The sequence below is a fragment of the Roseateles microcysteis genome, assembly GCF_036880965.1.
In the GTDB taxonomy this organism is placed as follows: Bacteria; Pseudomonadota; Gammaproteobacteria; order Burkholderiales; family Burkholderiaceae_C; genus JAUASW01.
The window spans coordinates 169,728-189,321 of the sequence record NZ_JBAJMV010000004.1 but is presented as its reverse complement, the minus strand read 5'-3'; the positions used below and the strand labels follow the sequence as shown (position 1 = coordinate 189,321).

Sequence of the window (19,594 nt, the reverse complement as noted above, 5' to 3'; positions counted from 1 at the left end):
TGAATCGACAAGATCCCCATGAGCAAGCAAACCCATTCCTTCCAGGCCGAGGTCAAGCAGATCCTGCACCTCGTCACGCACTCGCTGTACTCCAACAAGGAAATCTTCCTGCGCGAGCTGGTCTCCAATGCCTCGGATGCCTGCGACAAGCTGCGCTTCGAAGCGCTGGACAACAACGCCCTGTTCGAAGACCAGCCGAATCTGGAAGTGCGCGTCAGCTTTGACACCGAGAAGCGCACCGTCACCATCAGCGACAACGGCATCGGCATGAGCGCCGATGAGGCGATTGCGCACCTGGGCACCATTGCCAAGAGCGGCACGCGCGAATTCATGGCAAAGCTCGAAGGCGATCAGAAAAAGGACGCCAACCTGATCGGCCAATTCGGCGTGGGCTTCTATTCAGGCTTCATCGTGGCGGAGCGCATCACGGTTGAAACCCGCCGCGCGGGCCTGGGCGCCGATGAGGGCGTGCGCTGGACTTCCGAGGGCACGGGCGACTACGAAGTCGAGACCATCAGCAAGCCCGGCCGCGGCACGGACGTGATCCTGCATCTGCGCGAAGGCGAGGACGAGTTCCTGAAGACCTGGCGCCTGAAGTCCATCATCAGCAAGTACTCCGACCACATCTCTCTGCCCATCCTGATGCGCAAGGAAAAGTGGGACCCGGAAAAGAGCGAGCAAGAAGTCACCGACGAATGGGAAAGCGTCAACAAGGCCTCGGCCCTGTGGTCGCGCTCCAAGAGCGAGGTGACGCAGGAACAGTACGAAGAGTTCTACAAGCAGATCAGCTACGACAGCGATGCGCCACTGGCCTACACGCACAACCGTGTCGAAGGCCGCAGCGAGTACACGCAGCTGCTCTACATCCCGGCCAAGGCGCCGATGGACCTGTGGAACCGCGACAAACGCGGCGGCGTGAAGCTCTATGTGAAGCGCGTCTTCATCATGGACGACGCCGAAGCACTGATGCCGGTCTACCTGCGCTTCGTCAAGGGCGTGATCGACTCGGCTGACCTGCCGCTGAACGTCTCGCGCGAACTGCTTCAGGAGAGCCGCGATGTGAAGGCGATCCGCGAAGGCTCGACCAAGCGCGTGCTCTCGATGCTGGAGTCGCTGGCGGACAGCGAAGACCAGGCCGAGAAAGACAAGTACGCCGCCTTCTGGAAGGACTTTGGTTCGGTGCTGAAGGAAGGCATTGGTGAAGATCACCAGAACCAGGAGCGCCTGGCCAAGCTGTTTCGCTTCGCCTCCACGCATGCCGACGCCGGCGTGAGCTTTGCCGACTATGTGTCGCGCATGAAGGAAGGCCAGGAGACGATCTACTACATCACGGCCGACTCGCTGGCTGCGGCCAAGAACAGCCCTCAACTCGAGATCTTCCGCAAGAAGGGCATCGAGGTCCTGCTGCTGGTGGACCGCGTGGACGAGTGGATGCTGTCCAACCTCTACGAATTCGAGGGCAAGACCCTGCAGTCGGTGGCCAAGGGTGCCGTCGACCTGGGCAAGCTGCAGGACGAGGAAGAGAAGAAGAAGGCCGAGGAAGTGGCCGAGAGCTTCAAGCCCGTGCTGGACAAGCTGAAAGAGGCGCTGAAGGACCGGGCCAAGGACGTGCGCGTGACCACTCGCCTGGTCGATTCACCGGCCTGTATCGTGGTGGAAGAGGGCGACATGTCCGGCCATCTGGCGCGCCTGCTGAAGCAGGCCGGCCAGCAGGCACCGGCCTCGCTGCCGACGCTTGAGATCAACGCCGAACACGCGCTTGTCAAAAAGCTCGAAGGTTCGACGCATTTCGATGATCTGGCCAACGTGCTGTTCGACCAGGCGGTGCTGGCCGAAGGTGGCAATCTGGAAGATCCGGCCGCCTACGTGAAGCGGGTCAACGCGATGCTCCTGGGCTGACGAACTGGCGACGGTTCAGGAAAATCCGTCGCCATCGAAGTCCACCTCGTCCTCCGGCCGTGCCAGCTCTGCAAAGGGCTCGCGCGGCCGCATGGCTTCCACTTGCTCGCGCAGCTTGGCGACCTGGTCGTTCCAGTAGTTGGGTGTACCAAACCAGGGGAAGGCGTGAGGGAAGGCCGGGTCGCCCCAGCGCTTGGCCAGCCAGCCGCTGTGGTGAATCATGCGTAGTGTGCGCAGCGGCTCGATCAGCGCGAGTTCGCGGCGATCAAACTCGGCCACGGTCTCATAGCCGTCGAGCACGCAGGCCAGTTGCTGGCGCATGCTCAAGTCGTCGCCTGAGAGCAGCATCCACAGGTCCTGGATGGCAGGGCCCATCACCGCATCGTCGAGATCAACGAAATGCGGGCCCTTGTCGGGCGTCCAGAGGATATTGCCGGGATGGCAGTCACCATGCAGGCGCAGCGTCTTCAGGTCCGGAATCGCCCCAAAGGCTTCGTCGATGCTCGCCAGGCATTGCTGAACGACGTTTTCCCATGCAGGTCTGATCTCGGGTGCCAGCATGCCACTGTTCAAGAGCCAGTCGCGGGCCACGCGGCCCGGCTCGGCGCTGGCCCAGTGCAGGCGGTGCTTGAAAGGTCGTCGCTGGCCGACCAGATGGAATCGACCCAGGAGGCGGCCGATCCAGGTCAGTACCTCGGGGTCGTCAAGCTCTGGTGCCCGGCCACCCTGGCGAGGCGTGACCGCAAAGCGCTGGTCTTGATAGTGGCGCAGCGTCGAATCGCCCAGCAGCCAGGGCGCCGCGACCGGCACTTCGCTCTCCGCCAGTTCGGCGGCGAAGCTGTGCTCCTCGAGAATCTGCTCGTCTGTCCAGCGTCCCGGGCGGTAGAACTTGGCCACGGCAATGCGGCCGTCTTCCAGATGGACCTGCAGCACGCGGTTTTCGTAGGAGTTCAGTTGCAGCAGGCGGCCATCGCCATAAAGACCGGCTTGCTCCAGCGCGTCCAGCATGAATTCCGGGGTCAGGTTGCCGAAGCTGGTGTCAGGGTCTTGGCTCATCAGGGCTCAAATGCAAACGGCGCCCGACTGTGGGCGCCGTCTGGCGATTATGGGCGCTGCGCCCAGCCTCGGCGTCAGCGCGGCGTGGAGGCGCCGTAGCGAGGCGAATCGACTACCACGCCGACGATGTCGTTCGGCGCTTCGTCCGGGAATTGGGAGTTGCCGCCCAGGGGTTCGGCGAATGGCGTGGTGTTGCGCAGGCCCGTGGCAGGCTGGGGCTCGGCGCGGCTGAGCGGCGGGCTGCCGGTCAGCGAGTCGAAACGGCTGTCGGGTGCAAAGAAGGAGTCGCCGAACAGGGCCGAGTCTTGCCAGAGGCTCTGGTCGCGGCCGCCGCGCCGGGCTTCGGCCACGCCAGCCATGCCAGGGCGGGCCGCAGGGCGCAAGGTGGGGGCCGCTTGCGGGCCGCGAGCGTTGTTGCTGCTGCTGAATGGCACCAGCAACTGCAGCTCCGCTGCGCTGGGCAGGTTGTCGATCGGGCAGCGCAGGTAGCGCACGCGGCAGGCGCTCAGCACCGACTGCTTGATCTGCAAGGCCCGGCCGGACACGCTGCGTTCGTTGTCCAGGTCGATGGCGGCCAGCACCCGACCATTGGGACTGCAGATCGCGAAGGTGACGTGGATGGCGCCCAGCAGGTCGAACCAGTAGCGAACTTCCTTGGCTTCGGTGGGCTGGCAAAAGCGCACCAGGGGCAGCTTGGACAGGATGACGTGGTGCGGCAGCGCTTCCTTGAGCAGGCGATAGACGCGGCGCTCATCGGTGCTGAAGACCGGTCGGGCGGTCAGCGACCACTCGGTCGGCAGCGGCTTGACGCCTCGGTTGGGCCGGCGCAGCGCCCACAGCAGAGCAAGGGCCAGCAAGCCGCAGCTTGATACCAGCGCGATGATCCACGGAAGGTTTGCCGACATATCCCTCGCTCTCGCGATGTTGGCTGAAACGCAGAAATGCACCTGTACTGGGGTGCTTATCCGGCGAATGTAGCGGATATTTGCAACAAGTCACTACGGGCCTACCCGCTCAATGCGGGGGTAGACCACCCCTTGAGCGGGGGCCGGCAAGGCCGGGCGTCAGGCGCAACTCAGGGCGCGGGCAGGATTTCAAGGCTTGGGGCCTTTGCCACCATCACCAAGGCTCTGGGCCGCTTCGGTCACGCCGTCGACGATGGCGTGGAAGGTCTTCACATGCCTCTTCAGCGTGAAATCGACCTCGGCCAGGTGGCGCTCCAGCGCCTCGCCTACATGCGAGGCCACGGTGTCTGGCGGCAGGCGCAACCAGGCTTCGGATTCGGAACCGTCGCGCTCCACGGTTGCCCCCGCCTTGCGGGCGATCTTGAGCATGGGCGCGTTTTCGCTCAGTGCATGGATGAAAAGCGTCTCGATGCCCCGGTTGCGGGCATGCAGTGCCGCATGTTCGAACAGGCGGGCGCCAAACCCCCGGCCGCGAGCCTTTCCCATCACCGAAACGCCGAACTCCGCCATGGCCGGCTTGCCGACGCGCTGGGGCAGCGGTTCGTAGGCCAGATGGGCCATCGCCACCAGTTCCAGCTTCCGGTTGAAGATGCCCAGCACCTCATCGCGCTCGAAATCGAGGCCCAGGGCATATTTGCTGACCTGCTCGTCGGTAGCGGGGTAGCCAAAGCGCAGATAGCGATCCCGCTCGTCCAGCGCCAGCAGATGGTTCTTGATGCGTTGCCGGTGCCGCCTGGCCAGTGAGCGTATCGGCACCCAGGCCGACCAGCGGCGTAGTACCGCCTGATGCCAGGGCTGGCTTTCTTCACCGTCTTGCGGGGCGGGCAGGGTCATGGCGGATGGGCTTGGGCTGGCACTGATGCTAACCCGCGCATGAGGTCCCGGGCCCTCCGGGCTTAGCTGGCACGGTGTTTGGGGATTTCCCGAGGCTCTGCTACACTCGCGGGCTTTCCTCGACTTGGTTGCGGGGAAGAAGCTTTGGTTTCCTGGTATGAGAGGTCGCAGGGGCGGGTGCAATCCGGTCAACAAGCGGCACCGATTCAAGGGCATCACAGCTGTTTTCAACCAATTAATCCTCCGCCAGCTCATTTGAGCCGGCCGGAATTTGAAAGAATCTCATGAAGACCTTCAGCGCCAAGCCGGCCGAAGTGACGCACGAGTGGTTTGTGATTGACGCCACCGACAAGGTGCTCGGACGTGTTGCCAGCGAAGTGGCACTCCGTTTGCGCGGCAAGCACAAGGCCATCTACACGCCTCACGTCGACACCGGTGACTTCATCGTCATCATCAACGCAGACAAGCTGCGCGTCACGGGCAACAAGGCCAATGACAAGGTGTACTACCGTCACTCGGGATTCCCGGGCGGTATCTACGCAACCAAGTTCAAGGACATGCAAGCCAAGCATCCGGGCCGCGCCCTGGAGAAGGCCGTCAAGGGCATGCTGCCCAAGGGCCCGCTGGGTTATGCCATGGTGAAGAAGCTGAAGGTGTACGCCGGTGATACCCACCCGCACGCCGCCCAGCAGCCCAAGGCTCTGGAAATCTAAGGAGCGGTGATGATCGGAAACTGGAACTACGGAACCGGCCGCCGCAAGTCGTCGGTTGCTCGCGTCTTCATCAAGAAGGGCACCGGCCAAATCACCATCAATGGCAAAGCCATTGTTGAGTATTTCGGCCGTCAAACTTCCATCATGATCGCCAAGCAGCCGCTGCTGCTGACGAACAACGGTGAAGCCTTCGACATCAAGATCAACGTCCACGGTGGCGGTGAGTCGGGTCAAGCCGGTGCAGTGCGCCACGGCATCACCCGCGCTCTGATCGACTATGACGCAGCCCTGAAGCCCGAACTGAGCCGCGCCGGCTTCGTCACTCGCGATGCGCGTGAAGTCGAGCGTAAGAAGGTCGGTCTGCACGGTGCACGTCGCAGGAAGCAGTTCAGCAAGCGCTGATCGAACTTCCCAGCCTGGCTCCGTCGGAGTCAGTCTTTCAACAATGGCCGCTGTTCAGTGGCCTTTGTTGTTTCTGGAAAGGCCCTATATACCCATGGTCAGGAACGGGCCGGGATTTCAGGGGACAATCCGGCCCATCGATGGTTTTTGCCAGGAACAGCAATCATGAGCGCAGTGCTTGAATCCACCACCTCCAGCGAAATGCCGCCGGCACCGCTGGTCTTCACCGACAGTGCCGCCGACAAGGTGCGCGACCTGGTGGCCGAAGAAGGCAACCCCGACCTGAAACTGCGGGTCTTCGTGCAAGGCGGCGGCTGCTCGGGCTTCCAGTACGGCTTCACCTTTGACGAGGTGGCCAACGAGGACGACACCCAGATGAACAAGAATGGCGTGACGCTTCTGATCGACGCGATGAGCCTGCAGTACCTGATGGGCGCCGAGATCGACTACAAGGAAGACCTGCAAGGTGCGCAGTTCGTGATCAAGAACCCGAATGCCACGACCACCTGCGGTTGCGGCTCCAGCTTCACGGTCTGAACACCGCCGCTCGGCCATAGAGAAAGCCGCCCTCGGGCGGCTTTTTGCATTTCTGACCGCGCAGAGCCCTAGTGCGGGTAGAGCGCGCCGAGCATGCGCGGCCCGCGCGCACCCGTGACCGCCTCCAGATTGCCCGGCTCACGCTGGACGAAGCGCTGTGCCAGCCAGGCGAAGGCGGCGGCCTCGACCTGCATCGGCGGCAGGCCGCGCGCTGCCGTGCTGAGCACCTGGCTCGCCGGCAGGCGCGCTTGCAGGCGCCTCATCAGCTGGCCATTCAACGCACCGCCACCGCAGACCAGCAATTCAATCGGTGAGCCGACATGTGGCGCGATGGTTTCGACTGTCAGCTCCAACAGTGTGGCCTGCACGTCTTCCGCTCTGGCATTGGCTGCATGGCCTCGCACATGGCCGAGCAGCCAATCCAGGCTGAACAGATCGCGGCCGGTGCTGCGCGGCGGGGGCAGGGCAAACCAGGGTTCGGCCAGCATGGCCTTCAGAAGGCCTGGCAAGACGACGCCGCTGGCCGCCCAGGCGCCATCAGCGTCGTAGGCCAGCCCGCGTTGTTCAGCGATCCACAAATCCATCAGGCAGTTGCCGGGGCCGCAGTCGAAGCCGGTCGTTTGTCCGGCTGCCACCAACAGGCTCAGATTGCTGAAGCCGCCGATATTGAGCACGGCCACATCCGCATCCGTCCGACCGAACAGCGCACGATGGAAGGCTGGTACCAACGGGGCGCCTTGGCCGCCCGCCGCCAGGTCGCGGTTGCGGAAGTCGCAGATGACGTCGATGCCGCTGAGCTCCGCCAGCAAGCTGCCATTGAGCAGCTGCAGGCTGTAGCCGCAACCGTCAAAGGCGAGCGGCTGATGGCGGATGGTCTGGCCGTGAGCGCCCAGGGCTGTTACCGGTTCGGCGATGCCTTGCAGGGCTTCGGCGGCAACGGCTGCATAGCTGCGGGCGACGCCGTTGGCGGCCAGGGCCATTCGGTGGGCTTCGTTGTCGCCGACGCTGTTCAGCGCCAGCAACTCGCTGCGCAGCTCAGTCGGGAAGGGCTGGTGGCAATGCGCCAGTACTTCGACCTGCGTGGGAGAAGGAAAGCGAGCGAGTACGGCGTCAACACCGTCCAGCGAAGTGCCGGACATCAGGCCCAGGTAGAGCCCGGCTTGGCTGCTCATTGATCAGTCGGCGGCGCTCACGCCGTTGGCGATGGTGGCGGCAACCTGCAGCTGGGTCTGCGCACTGGCGACCTGCTGCTTGAATTGGGCGCGGGCCGTGGCCGGCAGTGGCACCGACTCGGAGGCGCGGGCCACCAGGCGCGGGTCTTGATGACGGCCGCCGATGCGGAATTCGAAATGCAGATGCGGCCCGGTAGCCCAGCCGGTCGAGCCGACCGCGCCAATGCGCTGCCCTTGCTCGACGCGTTGGCCCTTCTTGACGTCGATCTTGCTCAGGTGGGCGTAGACCGTGGTGCGGTCACCGGCATGGCGCAGATGCACCACATTGCCGAAGCCGTTCTGCCAGCCTGCGAAGTCAACCGTGGCGTCGCCGACGCTGCGCACGGCCGTGCCGGTCGGCGCACCGTAGTCTGTGCCCAGGTGCTTGCGCCAGGTCTGCAGGATGGGGTGGAACCGCATCGAGAAGTTCGAGGTCACCCGCGAGAACTCCATCGGGCTGGCCAGGAAGGCGCGGCGCTTGTTCTGGCCATCGAAGCCGTAGTAGCTGCCACGGCCGCTGGCTTCGTCGCGGTACCAGACTGCGGAATGGCTGCGACCGTTGTTGACGAACTCGGCAGCAACAACACGGCCGGCGGCGCCGTCCCAGTTGATCGGTTCGCCGTCGGCGGTGAGGCTTTCGTAGACGACCGAGAAGCGGTCGCCCTTGCGCAGCTCGCGGTGGAAATCGATGTCGCCGGAGAACATGTCGGCCAGCTGCGATGCCACGCCGTCAGGAATGCGGGCATCGTCCGTCGCGGCGAACAGTGAGGTTTGCACCGTGCCACTGCCCATGCGAACTTGCGACTGCATGGCCACGGTCTCCAGGCGAGAGGCGAAGCCCTTGCCTTGGCGCTCGATCGTCAGACGACTGAAATGAGTGGCTTGCTGCTCGGACTTTTCGGCCGGGAAGCGGGCGATGAGCTTGTCCACCGTGCCCGAGGCATCGGCAGAGACTTGGACCATCTTGCCGACGCGGCCTTGCAGGACACGACGAGCCAGCGGGTCGCTGCGCAGGAAGGCAGCGGCAGCGGCATCGAAGGCGCCCATGCGCCGCAGCAGGGAGTCAGCGGTGTCGCTGGAGCGGGTGAAGTCGTTGCGAGTCAGCGAGAGCTTGTTGGCGGCCAGGGCGGCCAGTTGCTCTTCCAGGCTGTCGGTCGTGACGACTTCGCTGACCTGACGCTGCGGCAGGTCTTGCGCATCGGGGGCCAGCGGGGCAATGCCGAAGGCGGTGATCGCGAACGTGCTGAGGACGCCGACCACGCTGCCGGTGAGCGCGCGCGGATGCTTGGCTGCGAAAGCCTCGGCCAGGCGGCCTGCCTTCAGCAACTCTTCAATCCAATCGTTCAAACGGCCAGGGAATCCCACGGGCAATGTTCTTGTCGCGTACTTGTTGTGTACTTGCTTGAGAAGGCCGCCGATGCGGCGTCCACTAGAATTCGCACGCCTTGGGCAGTCCCTTGGGAGCCAAAAGCGAGCCGCGAGTATACCGGCCCGCTTTCCCGGTCAATGTCTAGGAAACCCGAGAAATCAAGACCTTAGCGCTGGCTAAGGGAAACTTTACACAGCCCATGTCCGAATCGCGAACAAGCCCCGCCACCCCTGCCCACCCGGTGACAGATCGTGTCCGCGAAGCACTCGCGCAATCCTTGCGCGGTGCCGATGAGCTGCTGCCCGAGGCCGACTGGGTCAAGAAGCTGGCCAAGAGCGAGGCCACCGGTGTGCCGCTGCGCATCAAGCTGGGCCTGGACCCGACCGCGCCCGACATCCACATCGGTCACACCGTGGTGCTGAACAAGATGCGCCAGCTGCAGGACCTGGGCCACCAGGTGATCTTCCTGATCGGCGACTTCACGTCGATGATCGGCGACCCGTCCGGCCGCAACAGCACCCGCCCGCCCTTGACCAAAGAGCAGATCCTGGCCAACGCCGAGACCTATTACAAGCAGGCCAGCCTGGTGCTGGACCCGGCGCGCACCGAGATTCGCTACAACAGCGAATGGAGCGACCCGCTGGGTGCTGCCGGCATGATCCAGCTCGCCAGCAAGTACACGGTCGCCCGGATGATGGAGCGAGACGACTTCACCAAGCGCTTCGCCGCGCAGACTCCGATCTCGGTCCACGAATTCCTCTACCCGCTGATGCAGGGCTATGACTCGGTGGCCCTGAAGAGCGACCTCGAGCTCGGCGGCACCGACCAGAAGTTCAATTTGCTGATGGGCCGCCATCTGCAGCAGGAATACGGCCAGGAGCCGCAGTGCATCCTGACCATGCCGCTGCTGGAAGGCCTGGATGGTGTGGACAAGATGTCCAAGTCCAAGAACAACTACATCGGCATCACCGAACCGGCCAACACCATGTTCGCCAAGGTACTCTCGATCAGCGACGAGCTGATGTGGAAGTGGTTCACGCTCCTGAGCTTCAGGAGCCTGGCCGAGATCGCGGCGTTGAAAGCCGAGGTCGTGGGCGGACGCAACCCGAAGGATGCGAAGGTGTTGCTGGCCAAGGAAATCACCGCGCGCTTCCACAGCGCCGCGGCGGCCGAGAGCGCCGAGGCGGATTTCAACAACCGCGCCAAGGGCGGCATTCCGGATGAGGTGCCCGAGGTGAGCCTCGGCGGCGCGCCGCTGATGATCGGCAAGGTGCTGCTGGGTGCGGGCCTGGTAGCTTCTGGCGGAGAAGCCACACGGATGATCGAGCAGGGCGGCGTCAAGATCGACGGCGTGACCATCAGCGACAAGGCCTTGAAGCTCGAAGCCGGCACCTTCGTCGCCCAGGTCGGCAAGCGCAAGTTCGCGCGCGTCACACTGGGCGCCTGACTTCTCCGGCGCAAGAAAAAAAGGCCCGGCCCCTTTGCGGGGGCCGGGCCTTTCATTTTGGCGATCGCTCAGGGATAGCTGATCGTCAACGTATAGCCCATGGTCGTGCTGGAGCCGGCGTAGGACTGCACCTTGATGTAGACCGTGCGCGCGGTTGCCGTGTTGGTGTAGGTCATCGACTCGCTTGAAGTAGAGCTTTCCGAGCGGGCCAGGCCGGCACCGGAGCTGGTCACCAGGTACAGGTCGTAGTCGGTGCCGCTGGGGCCGACCATGTCGACACGGATGCGCTGGTTGGCGGCCAGGCTGACGCTGAAGTAGTCCTTGTCCGACGTCGTGCCGATGAAGCCGTTGACGGTGGCGCGCTTGCCCACGGCATTGGCCTTTGCGATGGTGTTGTTGGACTCGGACTCGGTCATGCCGGCGCTGACATTGCTGACCTCAAAGCTCACCGGGCTCGACGCGGTGCTGTTGCCGGCCGCGTCGAATGCCTTGGCGACCAGGCTGTGCGTGCCGTTGGCGAGCAGCGAGGAGTCAACGTCGAGCTTGTAGGGTGCGCTGGTCAGCGTGGTCTTGAGGCCGCCGTCCAGCCAGAGCTCGACCTTGGTGACTCCGACGTTGTCGCTGGCTGTGGCGTTCAGCGTGATCGTGCCGGTGTTGCCGGTCACGCTCGCGCTGACCGTCGGCGGCGTCTGGTCGGCGCCGTCCACGGTCTGGTTGACCCACAGCGGGGCCGACCACAGCACCTTGCCGTCGTCCTGTGTGAGCTTGGCGTAGTAGAAGTGCTTGCCCATGCTCGGCGTGATCGACACAGCGGGGCTGTTGCTCAGCAGGCTCACCGTGCCATTGCGACCCGGAACGCCTTCGTAGATTTCTGTCAGGGCAACGGTGCGGCCGTTCGGGTTGGCATAGCCGACATTGAGGTTCAGCGGGCCGATATTGTCGAAGCGCTCGCCCATGATGTGGCCGTTGGCGCTCAGCACCACCTGCGAGTTCTTGTCCATCGTGGCGAAGACGCGGCGTGCACGCAGCGCTTCCACCATGCTGGCCTTGGTCAGCGCGGTGCCATTCGGGATCAGCACGGCCGTCCGGTTGGTGTACGACAGGCCCCAGTTGGCGCAGTGGTTGTCCTGGTTGGTGGCCGGTGCAACATGGAACCCGCGCTCCAGCAGCTTCTTGTAGCTGCCTTCGTAGAGGCTGCGCGAGGTCTCGGTCTCCGTCGTATTGCTGGAGAACGCCGAGGTGTTCATGATCTCGGCCATCACCATCACTTCGTCGCCGTCGGCGGTATAGCCGAGATCGACGCCATTGACCACGAACTGGCCCGTGCTGTCGGGATGGTTGAACTGGCCGACCAGGCCCTGCGTACGCATGGTCGTGTAGAGCGCGGCGTAGTCGGTCTTGGAGGTGTAGCGGTCGCCGAACAGTTCGCCGCTACTGTTGTATTCCCAAGAGAACAGCTCATTGCTGTTGAAGATGTTCAGGTGGCCGCCATTGCTGATCACGCCCCATTCCATGCCGTAGAGCGCCAGGAAGCCTGGGGTCGCAGCCGTGTAGTTGGCGGCGATCGTCAGGCCATTCTGGTAGCGGGCCTTGGCCACCGACGAACTGGCCGAGGTGTTGGTGCCCGTGGAGCCGTCGAAGTAGTGGTTGTGATCGGTGTTGGCCAGGAAGTCCAGGCCAGCGTTCTTGGCATACGGGAACGCGGCATCCGGGCCGAACTCGCCGCTTTGTGCGGGCAGCGAGGAACTGCAGGTCGCAATGGCGCCGCCGCCGTCCGAATCATTCGTCTGGCCGTGGAAGGTGCCGTAGTAGATCGTGTAGGGCCAGGAGCCGGTGGCGGGCGTTGCAGCCTGGGCGCGGCGCTTGTCGGTCTCGACATGGCTGGCGATGGCCAGCGCCTTGAAGGTGGGCATGGCCACGCGGGGCGTCTTGCCCAGCGAGAGCGGCCAGCTTTGCGTGACCGGCGCATGGTCGCCGCTGTAGCCTGCGAGCAGTGCCGCGACCTTCGCCTTGCTGCCTTCGACCTTGGGCGCCTGCTCGGCATCGGCGCTCAGGGCCGTCATGCGGACGGTATAGATGCCGTCGGCCAGCTTGGACTGATCACCGCTGCGGCCAGCCCAGGCCAGGCGCACGCTTTGCGGCTTGCCCGCATAGCTTTGCAGGCCGCTCCATTCCTGGACGACATTGCCGGCCGGGTTCAGCAGCTCGACCTGATAGGCGAGCAGTTGGCCGTCGGGGGCGCCGGGATAGTCCAGCAGCACGGACAGCGTGCGAGCGCCGCTCGCCTCGTTGCTGACGAAGGGCACGTCCAGCGCCGCTTCGAACTCATGGTGGTCCGGGTACTTGACGCTCGGATGGACGGCTTGTGCCGAGACCGTCGGCTCGACAGTGGCGTTGCCTTGCGCCGCCTGTGACTTGGCGGTCTCACCGCCACCGCAGGCGGACAGCAGGACAGCCAGCGTGGTGATGCTGGCGACGCGCAGCCCTTGGGCTGTCTTGAAGATGTATGTGGTGTTCACGTTGATTCGCTTTCAGCGCACGATGGCGCATCGGTGCGACGCATCCCGGCGGGACGCGGCACGGTTCACTCAAGAGGGGTCTGTTGCAGCGAAGCGCTCAGCTCGCGCGGCGGCGGCGGGCTACAAAACCGATGCCGCCGAGGCCGGCCATCAGGAGACCGAGGCTGCCGGGCTCAGGGATGACCGCTTCCGGGATTTCCGTGCCGGACAGGGTCACCATGTCGTAGCGGATGGTGCCGCTGGAGCCGTAGCCGCTAGTGGCGCCGACGTAGCCCGAGGTGCCCGGCGCAAACATTGCCACCAGTTGAACCCCGAACAGCGGATTGTTGTCAGCGCCTTCGATGTCGGCAAAGCTGAAGCTGCGGTTGTTGAGGAAGCTGGTGCTGCTGATCTGGAACTGCGAAGCCTTGGTCCAGCTGTCGCCATCGTCCAGCGTGTATAGCAGGGCGGTCCAGGCCGAGCCCGTGCCGCTGTTGCGCTGGTCGAAGGTGAACGACACGTCCTGGTAGCCGCTGGTATCGATCATGAACTGCACGCCGCGGGTCATATTGCCGGTCGAGATCGTGCCGTAGCCGGTGGTGTTCAAGGCATTGTTGGGGCTGCCCGAGTCCGTTGAACCGGAACCCGAGACAAAGGCGGTGGTCACGCCGCCCAGGGTGGAAAACGACGCGCCGTTCATGCTGAACGTCTGCTTGGTGCTGCTGGTGTTGTAGTTCCACTGCGCGATGGCAACGGGCGTGGCTTGTGCGCTGGACGCGATCAATGCGGCTGCAGCGAGGAGGAGAGCGGGCTTGAACTGCATGGGTAATCCAAAAATCTGAAGTCAATCAACCGCAAACGTTTGGCGAATCCTGTGTCGAAACGTGCGCGGGCAAACCCCGGCCGTGCGATCAGCATTGAGCGAGGGATGCTGCAGCGTAGACGCTGTTTATGACAACTTTGCACGGGGAAGCCCCGATGTGCGTTGGTGTTTTGCATCGACCGCCCCGCGCCTGAGGGGGTTGACGAATTGACGGTGGCCAACGTTTGCGACTCGGCGCCATAAAACGGTGCGTGTTGCACCGTGGCCCGCCCCGTTGCGGGGCGGGCTGGCTTGCCTGCAGCGCTCAGCTCAAGGCTTGACCGGGCGTGGGTAGTTGCCCGGCTTGGGCGTCACCAGCGGCTTGTCGGCCATGGTCTTCTTCAATTGCGCGATGGCGACTTCGAGCTGCGCATCACGGCCGAGGAAGGTGGCGCGTGGAGCGTTGTCGATCTCGATGTCCGGCTTCACACCGACGCCCTCGATCAGGAAGCGGCCTTCCGGTGTCATCTGGCCGGTTTCTGCGGCGCGCATGATGCCGTTGTCCAGCAGGCGGTTGCCGTCCGAGAGCCAGACGCCGGCGCCAGAGGTCTGCTTGCCGATCACCGGGCCCAGGCCCAGGCGCTTGAAGCCCTCGGCGAAGGTTTCACCGTCCGAGTAGGTGTCTTCGTTGACCAGCACCACGACATGGCCCCGAAACGCATGCTGCATGTTGGGGTACACCGCGGCACCTTGCGGAGCGCGGGGCTGCCAGAAAGCCCAGGCACGGCGCAGCAGCTTCTCCAGGATCCAGCTGTCGATGTTGCCGCCGTTGTTGTATCGGACGTCGATGATCAGGCCCTCGCGGTCGCTGTGGGCATAGAACTCACGCGCGAAGTCGGCGATGTCGTCCGGCCCCATGGCGCGCAAATGCAGATAGCCGATGCGACCTTCGCTTGCCTTGGCGACGGCACGGGCGTTGCCGTAACGCCAGTCGTTGTAGCGCAGTGCCGCGTCGCGGCGTTGCGTCACAGGCGTGATGATGCGCTGCACCGTCTTGCCGTCCGCAGCCAGCTTCACGTCGATCAACACCTGCTTGCCGGCCTGCCCGCGCAGCAGCTCGGAGATATGCGGCGATTCGCCAGCCTTGCGGCCGTTGACGGCAGTGATCACATCGCCAGCTTTCAGGCCCAGAGCGGGCGAGCCCAGCGGCCCAGCTTCATTCGGCAGCTCGGGGTCGCTGAGATAGATCTGTTCGATCTTCCAGCCGTCGGCCACCTTCGAGAGGCGTGTGCCGAGGCCAGCCAGGCCGGGCTCATCCGGCGTAGCACGCAGGTCGCCGGCGCCCACCTGGCTGTGCAGGGCGCCCAATTCGCTGACCATCTGCGCCATCAGCTCGGCCAGTTCGGCGCGGTCGGTGATGCGACCCACCAGTGGCTCGTACTTGCTGCGCACGGCCTTCCAGTCGACGCCATGCATGGCCTTGTCGTAGAAGTGCTCGCGGTGCATCAGCCAGGCGTCGGCAAACATCTGCTTCCACTCGGACTTGGGGCTGGTCGCGATCTGCCAGTCGCTCCAGCGCACCTGGAACTTGTTGGCCTCGCCGGGCAGCTTGGGGCCGGCGTCGATGATGTGGATGTCGGGCGCACTGCCCGGGCTGGCGCCACGCACAAGCATCATCTTCTTGCCGTCGGCGCTGAGCTCGTAGGCGCGCACGTCGCTCGCCATGTTCTCCAGGCTGCCGCCCTGGTTGTCGATGGCGAAGGTCTTCAAGAGGCCGCGGCGCTCGCCTTCGGTATCGAGCACCCACAAGCGTTTGCCGTCGGTGCGCAGCGCGTAGTAGTTGCCAGCCGGCATGGGCAGTTCATACAGGCGCTCGGCCAGGCCGTCGAACTGAATGGCGGGCTTGGCCTTGCTGTCGGGCTTTGCGTCTGCCTTTGCATCGGGCTTGGTATCGGGCTTCGCTTCGGCCTTCGCCTCGGGCTTGGCGTCCGCCTTGGCCTCGGCTTGCTCCAGCTCATCCTTGGCTGCAAACGGGAAGCGGCTACCGGCCTGCAGCGACAAGGCATACACCTTGGCGCGGCGGTCGAAGTTCGGACCGGTGTTGCGGTCACCCCAGGGGCTGCCGTTGCCGGCAATGGTGATCTGGCGGTTGGAGACGAAATACAGCCATTTGCCGTCCGGGCTGAAACTTGGCGAGTCGCTGTCGTAGCGGTCGCTGGTCAGCTGATGCAGCTTGTCGTCGGCAATGCTGTAGAGCATCAACTGCGCACGGTCCACATTGCGCTGCGCCTGCGGGAACGCGAGGCTGCGGCTGTCGCTGGCCCAGGCGATTTCGCCGATGGTCGATTCGAGCTTGGCCTGGGTGACGAGGCGGGTGCTGACCTTGGGACTTGCCTTCAGGTCGGTGAGGAAGAGGCGGCCTTCCTTGTCGACATGGGCGATGTAGCGGCCGTCCGGCGAGACCTTGAGTTCACGGCGCAGCGTGTTGCCGTCCGTGGTGATCTGCTCGGGCTTGGCCAGGCCATTGGCGGCAAAGCGCCAGATCTCGTGCTCGCCGCTGAAATCGCAGATGGCATAGACCTGCCTGCTGTCGGCGCTGAATTCACCCTTGCGGCAGCGGCCATCGGCCGGTGTGGGCAGTTCGGCGCGGCGCAGGCTGCCCACGCCTTGCGTGGCCAGGTGGCCGCGGCTGGCCAGCAGCACGCGCTCGCCGTTGGGCGCCAGCGAGGTGTCGGTGAGGAAGTCTTGCGGTTTCTTGATCCAGCGCTCACGCATCTGGTCGAAATCTCCGCCCAGGCTCACGGCGAGCTTGCGGCTTTCAGCGCCGCTGGCGAGGTCCAGCACATAGAGATCGGCCCCCAGCGCATAGACCACGCGGCTGCCGTCGACCGAGGCATGGCGGATGTCCCAGCCCTTGTGCCGGCTGTGCTGGCGCAAGTCCTGGCCCTGTGCATTGACCGACCAGACGTTGACCGTGCCATCGCGGTCCGACAGGAAGGCGATGCGCTCTTCGTTGCCAGCGCGGTAAGGCATGGCGCGGCGGTCGTTGTTGCCCTCGGCCAGCAGCGGCTTGGCCTCCGACGTGCCGCTGAGGTCGAGCGACCAGAGGCGCGAGATCGCACCGCCGCGGTACTGGCGCGCGTTGTCGCTGCGCAGGCCCGAGCGGGTGAAGTAGAGGGTCTTGCCGTCGGCGCTCAGCGCTGCATCGCTGGCCTGGCCCACCGGCAGCTGGCGGCGCACCAGGGTCTTCGGGTCCACGGCGAACAACTGGCTGCCCGGCTTGCCATCGAGCCCCGTGTAGAGAACCTCGCCTTGGGCCGTGAAGCCCCAGACGCGCATGCCGCCGCCTTCCCAGGTCAGGCGCTTGGGCACGCCGCCGGCGACGGGCATCAGATAGATCTCGGTGCCGCTCTCGTACTGCGCCGTGAAGGCGAGCCACTGGCCATCGGGCGAGACAGCCGGCTGGCTCTCGCTGCCCGGGTGCGTGGTCAGCCGCTGGGCTTCGCCGCCCTGCGCATTGACACGCCAGATATCGCTCTCAGCCACCAGGTAGACGTTGTCGCCTCGCAAGGCGGGCTGGCGGTAGAAACCGTTCTGACCGGCGTGTGCCGTGACTTGTGCCGTGAGGGCAACCAGGGCCGCGGCGATTGCCAGTGGCGCGCGCTTCAGGGTCGGGTAGGGCATGAGGCTCCTCGGCTGATTTTGCAGCCGCGGATTGTGGCCCAGACCGGCGCTTCAGCGGTTGGTCACACCCGCGGTGACATGGCCGGAGGGGACATGGGCGCTGGCGCTCTCGATGTGGCCGGCCTGGTCGTCGAAGAAAAAGTCGGGCTCGAACTCGCGCAGGAATTCGCCCTTGGCCAGGCCACCGAGGAACATGGCCTCGTCGACCTCAACCTGCCAGTCCATCAGCGTGCGCAGCGCGCGCTCATGAGCCGGCGCGCTGCGCGCCGTGACCAGCGCGGTGCGAACGCGCATCTCGCCGCGGGGCGCACCTTGCAGGCGGTGCAATGCTTCAAGCATGGGCTTGAACGGCCCGGCGCCCAGCGGCAACTGCGCGCGCGAAAACTCATGCTGCTGGAAGGCGGCCAGGCCTTCGCGCTGGAAGACCTGTTCCGCTTCGTCGGAGAACAATACGGCGTCGCCGTCGAAGGCAATGCGCAATTCGTCTGGATGAGCAGCCGAAGCGCGCGCCGATTGCGGGAAGACGCGTGCTGCTGGCACGCCTGCGGACAGCGCTGAGCGCACATCCTCTTCATTGGCCGAAAGGAAGAGCTGCGCCTGCAGCGGCTTCAGATAGCGCCACGGGTTCTTGCCGCGCGTGAACACGCCGCGCTGGATGTCCAGCCCCAGCGCCTTGGCCGAGCGAAACACCCGCATGCCCGAGACCGGGTCATTGCGCGACAGCACCACCACCTCCACCCGCTGCGGCGAGCCTGGTGTGTTGAAGGCCAGCAGCTTGCGCGCCAGCGAAAAGGCCACGCCCGGCTTGGCTGGCACGTCGAGTCGCTGCTGCTGCAGGGCCATATAGGCGTGGTCGTCGCCGGCCTCGAAGACCTGGTTCTCCTCTTCGAAGTCGAAGAGGGCGCGCGAGGAAAGCGCAACAACGAGCTGACCGTCGAGCGTGGCCGCCATGGTCTTCAGCGCCCCGCCATCGTGTTCATCTCGATGATGGGCAGGAGCACGGCCAGCACGATCAACATGACGACCGCACCCATGCCGACGATCAGCAGCGGTTCCAGCATCGTGGCCATCGCCATCGCGCGGCGCTGCACCTCGATACCCAGCTGGCGCGCGGCGCGGTCCAGCATCTGTGGCAGCGCGCCGGTCTGTTCACCGAGACGCGCAAACATCGCCAGCAAGCCTGGGAAGCGCTTCTTGGTCGACATCGCAGCACCCAGCGGCGCGCCTTCGCGCACCTGCACCAGCGCCTCCAATGCATCGCGGCGCATCGCCGAATTCGAGAGCGTTTCGGCCGCCGCCTGCAGCGCCTTCAGGATGGGTACGCCCGCGCCCGCCAGCATGGCCAAGGTACCGGCGAAGCGGGCCGCGTTGTAGCCACGAGCCAGGCGCCCGATCAGGGGCAGGCGCAGGAGGAAGGCATCGAATCGCTCGCGGAAAGCCGCCTGGCGCAAGGCCATGAGCAGCGTGACCGCGCCCAGCACCAGCAGCATCACGACCAGCCAGCCCCAAGTGCGGACAAACGCCGAGATGCTGAGCATCACCACGGTCAGCATGGGCAGCGCGCGCTTGCTTTGCACGAACACACCGGCCACCTGTGGCACTACATAGGTGACCAGGAAGGTGATGATGACCAGGGCGAAGAAGCTGACGATGGCCGGATAGGCGATGGCGCCGAGCAGCTTGGAGCGCAGCTCCTGGCGCTGCTCCAGGTCGTCCGCCAGGCGCTCCAGCACGGGGCCCAGGGCGCCGCTCTGCTCGCCCGCCGCGACCACGGCGCGGTAGACATCATTGAACTCGCGCGGCGCCGTGCCCAGGGCGCGGGCAAAGGCCGAGCCGGCATTGACCTCGGCCCTCAACTGCGCGAGCAGCTCGGCCTGACGCTGGTCTTCGCTTTCGTCGGCCAGCGCCGTCAGGGCACGCTCGATGGGCAGGCCCGACGACACCAGGCCAGCGAGCTGGCGTGTCCAGACAGCGAGGCCCGTGTTGTTGAACACCTTGCGCTGCCAGCGGCTGCCGCCTGTGCTGCTGCTCTGCTGCACGGCCTGCACCTGCAAGGGCACCAGGCCCATGCTTCGCAATTGCGCGCGTGCGGCGCGGGGCGTGTCGGCCTCGATCAGGCCATTGGCATTGCGGCCGGCCTCGTTGAGTGCTTCGTACTTGAATGCGGGCATGGGCTG

General features: G+C 64.9%; 15 protein-coding genes. 5 read left to right on the top strand and 10 right to left on the bottom strand.

Going from position 1 to position 19,594, the window contains the following annotated elements; genetic code table 11:
• The first annotated feature begins 18 nt into the window (after window positions 1-18).
• On the top strand, window positions 19-1,899 hold the full coding sequence (gene htpG / locus V3596_RS12730; protein WP_334278129.1) for a molecular chaperone HtpG: 1,881 nt from the start codon (window positions 19-21) through the stop codon (window positions 1,897-1,899).
• A gap of 15 nt (window positions 1,900-1,914) precedes the next feature.
• Here the strand turns inward: htpG and V3596_RS12725 are convergent, their stop codons facing one another.
• The 3 genes from V3596_RS12725 to V3596_RS12715 all read right to left on the bottom strand — a co-directional run bounded on the left by V3596_RS12725 (window position 1,915) and on the right by V3596_RS12715 (window position 4,754).
• Window positions 1,915-2,955 carry a serine/threonine protein kinase gene (locus tag V3596_RS12725; RefSeq protein WP_334278128.1) on the bottom strand — a complete coding sequence of 347 codons (1,041 nt, stop codon included), beginning with the start codon at window positions 2,953-2,955 and terminating at the stop codon, window positions 1,915-1,917.
• Window positions 2,956-3,029: 74 nt separating this feature from the next.
• Window positions 3,030-3,812 (bottom strand): DUF2726 domain-containing protein, encoded by a 783-nt coding sequence (locus V3596_RS12720; RefSeq protein WP_334278127.1) that lies wholly within the window; start codon window positions 3,810-3,812, stop codon window positions 3,030-3,032.
• 237 nt (window positions 3,813-4,049) lie between these two features.
• Window positions 4,050-4,754: a GNAT family N-acetyltransferase gene (locus tag V3596_RS12715; protein ID WP_334278126.1), complete on the bottom strand. Its 705-nt coding sequence runs from the start codon at window positions 4,752-4,754 to the stop codon at window positions 4,050-4,052.
• Window positions 4,755-5,038: 284 nt separating this feature from the next.
• On the opposite strand from V3596_RS12715, the gene rplM reads away from it, so the two are divergent.
• From rplM to erpA, 3 genes are all read left to right on the top strand, one after another.
• Window positions 5,039-5,467: a 50S ribosomal protein L13 gene (gene rplM, locus V3596_RS12710; protein ID WP_102766131.1), complete on the top strand. Its 429-nt coding sequence runs from the start codon at window positions 5,039-5,041 to the stop codon at window positions 5,465-5,467.
• A gap of 9 nt (window positions 5,468-5,476) precedes the next feature.
• Window positions 5,477-5,869 carry a 30S ribosomal protein S9 gene (gene rpsI / locus V3596_RS12705; RefSeq protein WP_334278125.1) on the top strand — a complete coding sequence of 131 codons (393 nt, stop codon included), beginning with the start codon at window positions 5,477-5,479 and terminating at the stop codon, window positions 5,867-5,869.
• Between the two features lie 165 nt (window positions 5,870-6,034).
• Window positions 6,035-6,406, top strand: coding sequence for an iron-sulfur cluster insertion protein ErpA (gene erpA, locus V3596_RS12700; RefSeq protein WP_334278124.1), 372 nt, complete (start codon window positions 6,035-6,037; stop codon window positions 6,404-6,406).
• A gap of 68 nt (window positions 6,407-6,474) precedes the next feature.
• Here the strand turns inward: erpA and V3596_RS12695 are convergent, their stop codons facing one another.
• Both V3596_RS12695 and V3596_RS12690 read right to left on the bottom strand, forming a co-directional pair.
• A complete protein-coding gene (locus V3596_RS12695) occupies window positions 6,475-7,578 on the bottom strand; it encodes an anhydro-N-acetylmuramic acid kinase (protein WP_334278123.1) in 1,104 nt (367 codons plus the stop codon).
• Window positions 7,579-7,581: 3 nt separating this feature from the next.
• Window positions 7,582-8,964: a M23 family metallopeptidase gene (locus tag V3596_RS12690; protein WP_334278122.1), complete on the bottom strand. Its 1,383-nt coding sequence runs from the start codon at window positions 8,962-8,964 to the stop codon at window positions 7,582-7,584.
• A gap of 221 nt (window positions 8,965-9,185) precedes the next feature.
• Here V3596_RS12690 and tyrS point away from each other — a divergent pair, with 221 nt between their 5' ends.
• On the top strand, window positions 9,186-10,433 hold the full coding sequence (gene tyrS / locus V3596_RS12685; protein ID WP_334278120.1) for a tyrosine--tRNA ligase: 1,248 nt from the start codon (window positions 9,186-9,188) through the stop codon (window positions 10,431-10,433).
• A 68-nt stretch (window positions 10,434-10,501) separates the two neighbouring features.
• On the opposite strand, the gene V3596_RS12680 is transcribed toward tyrS, so the two are convergent.
• From V3596_RS12680 to gspF, 5 genes are all read right to left on the bottom strand, one after another.
• Window positions 10,502-12,952, bottom strand: coding sequence for a CehA/McbA family metallohydrolase (locus V3596_RS12680; protein WP_334278119.1), 2,451 nt, complete (start codon window positions 12,950-12,952; stop codon window positions 10,502-10,504).
• Window positions 12,953-13,049: 97 nt separating this feature from the next.
• Window positions 13,050-13,754, bottom strand: a complete 705-nt coding sequence (locus V3596_RS12675) for a PEP-CTERM sorting domain-containing protein (RefSeq protein WP_334278118.1) — start codon at window positions 13,752-13,754, stop codon at window positions 13,050-13,052.
• Between the two features lie 309 nt (window positions 13,755-14,063).
• Window positions 14,064-17,417, bottom strand: a complete 3,354-nt coding sequence (locus tag V3596_RS12670; RefSeq protein ID WP_334278117.1) for a S41 family peptidase — start codon at window positions 17,415-17,417, stop codon at window positions 14,064-14,066.
• A 51-nt stretch (window positions 17,418-17,468) separates the two neighbouring features.
• Entirely contained in the window at window positions 17,469-18,368 is a 900-nt protein-coding gene (locus tag V3596_RS12665; RefSeq protein ID WP_334278116.1) for a 5'-nucleotidase, read from the bottom strand.
• A 5-nt stretch (window positions 18,369-18,373) separates the two neighbouring features.
• The gene (gene gspF, locus V3596_RS12660; RefSeq protein ID WP_334278115.1) at window positions 18,374-19,588 is read right to left on the bottom strand and encodes a type II secretion system inner membrane protein GspF; all 1,215 of its coding nucleotides are present in this window, start codon (window positions 19,586-19,588) and stop codon (window positions 18,374-18,376) included.
• Window positions 19,589-19,594 lie beyond the last annotated feature (6 nt).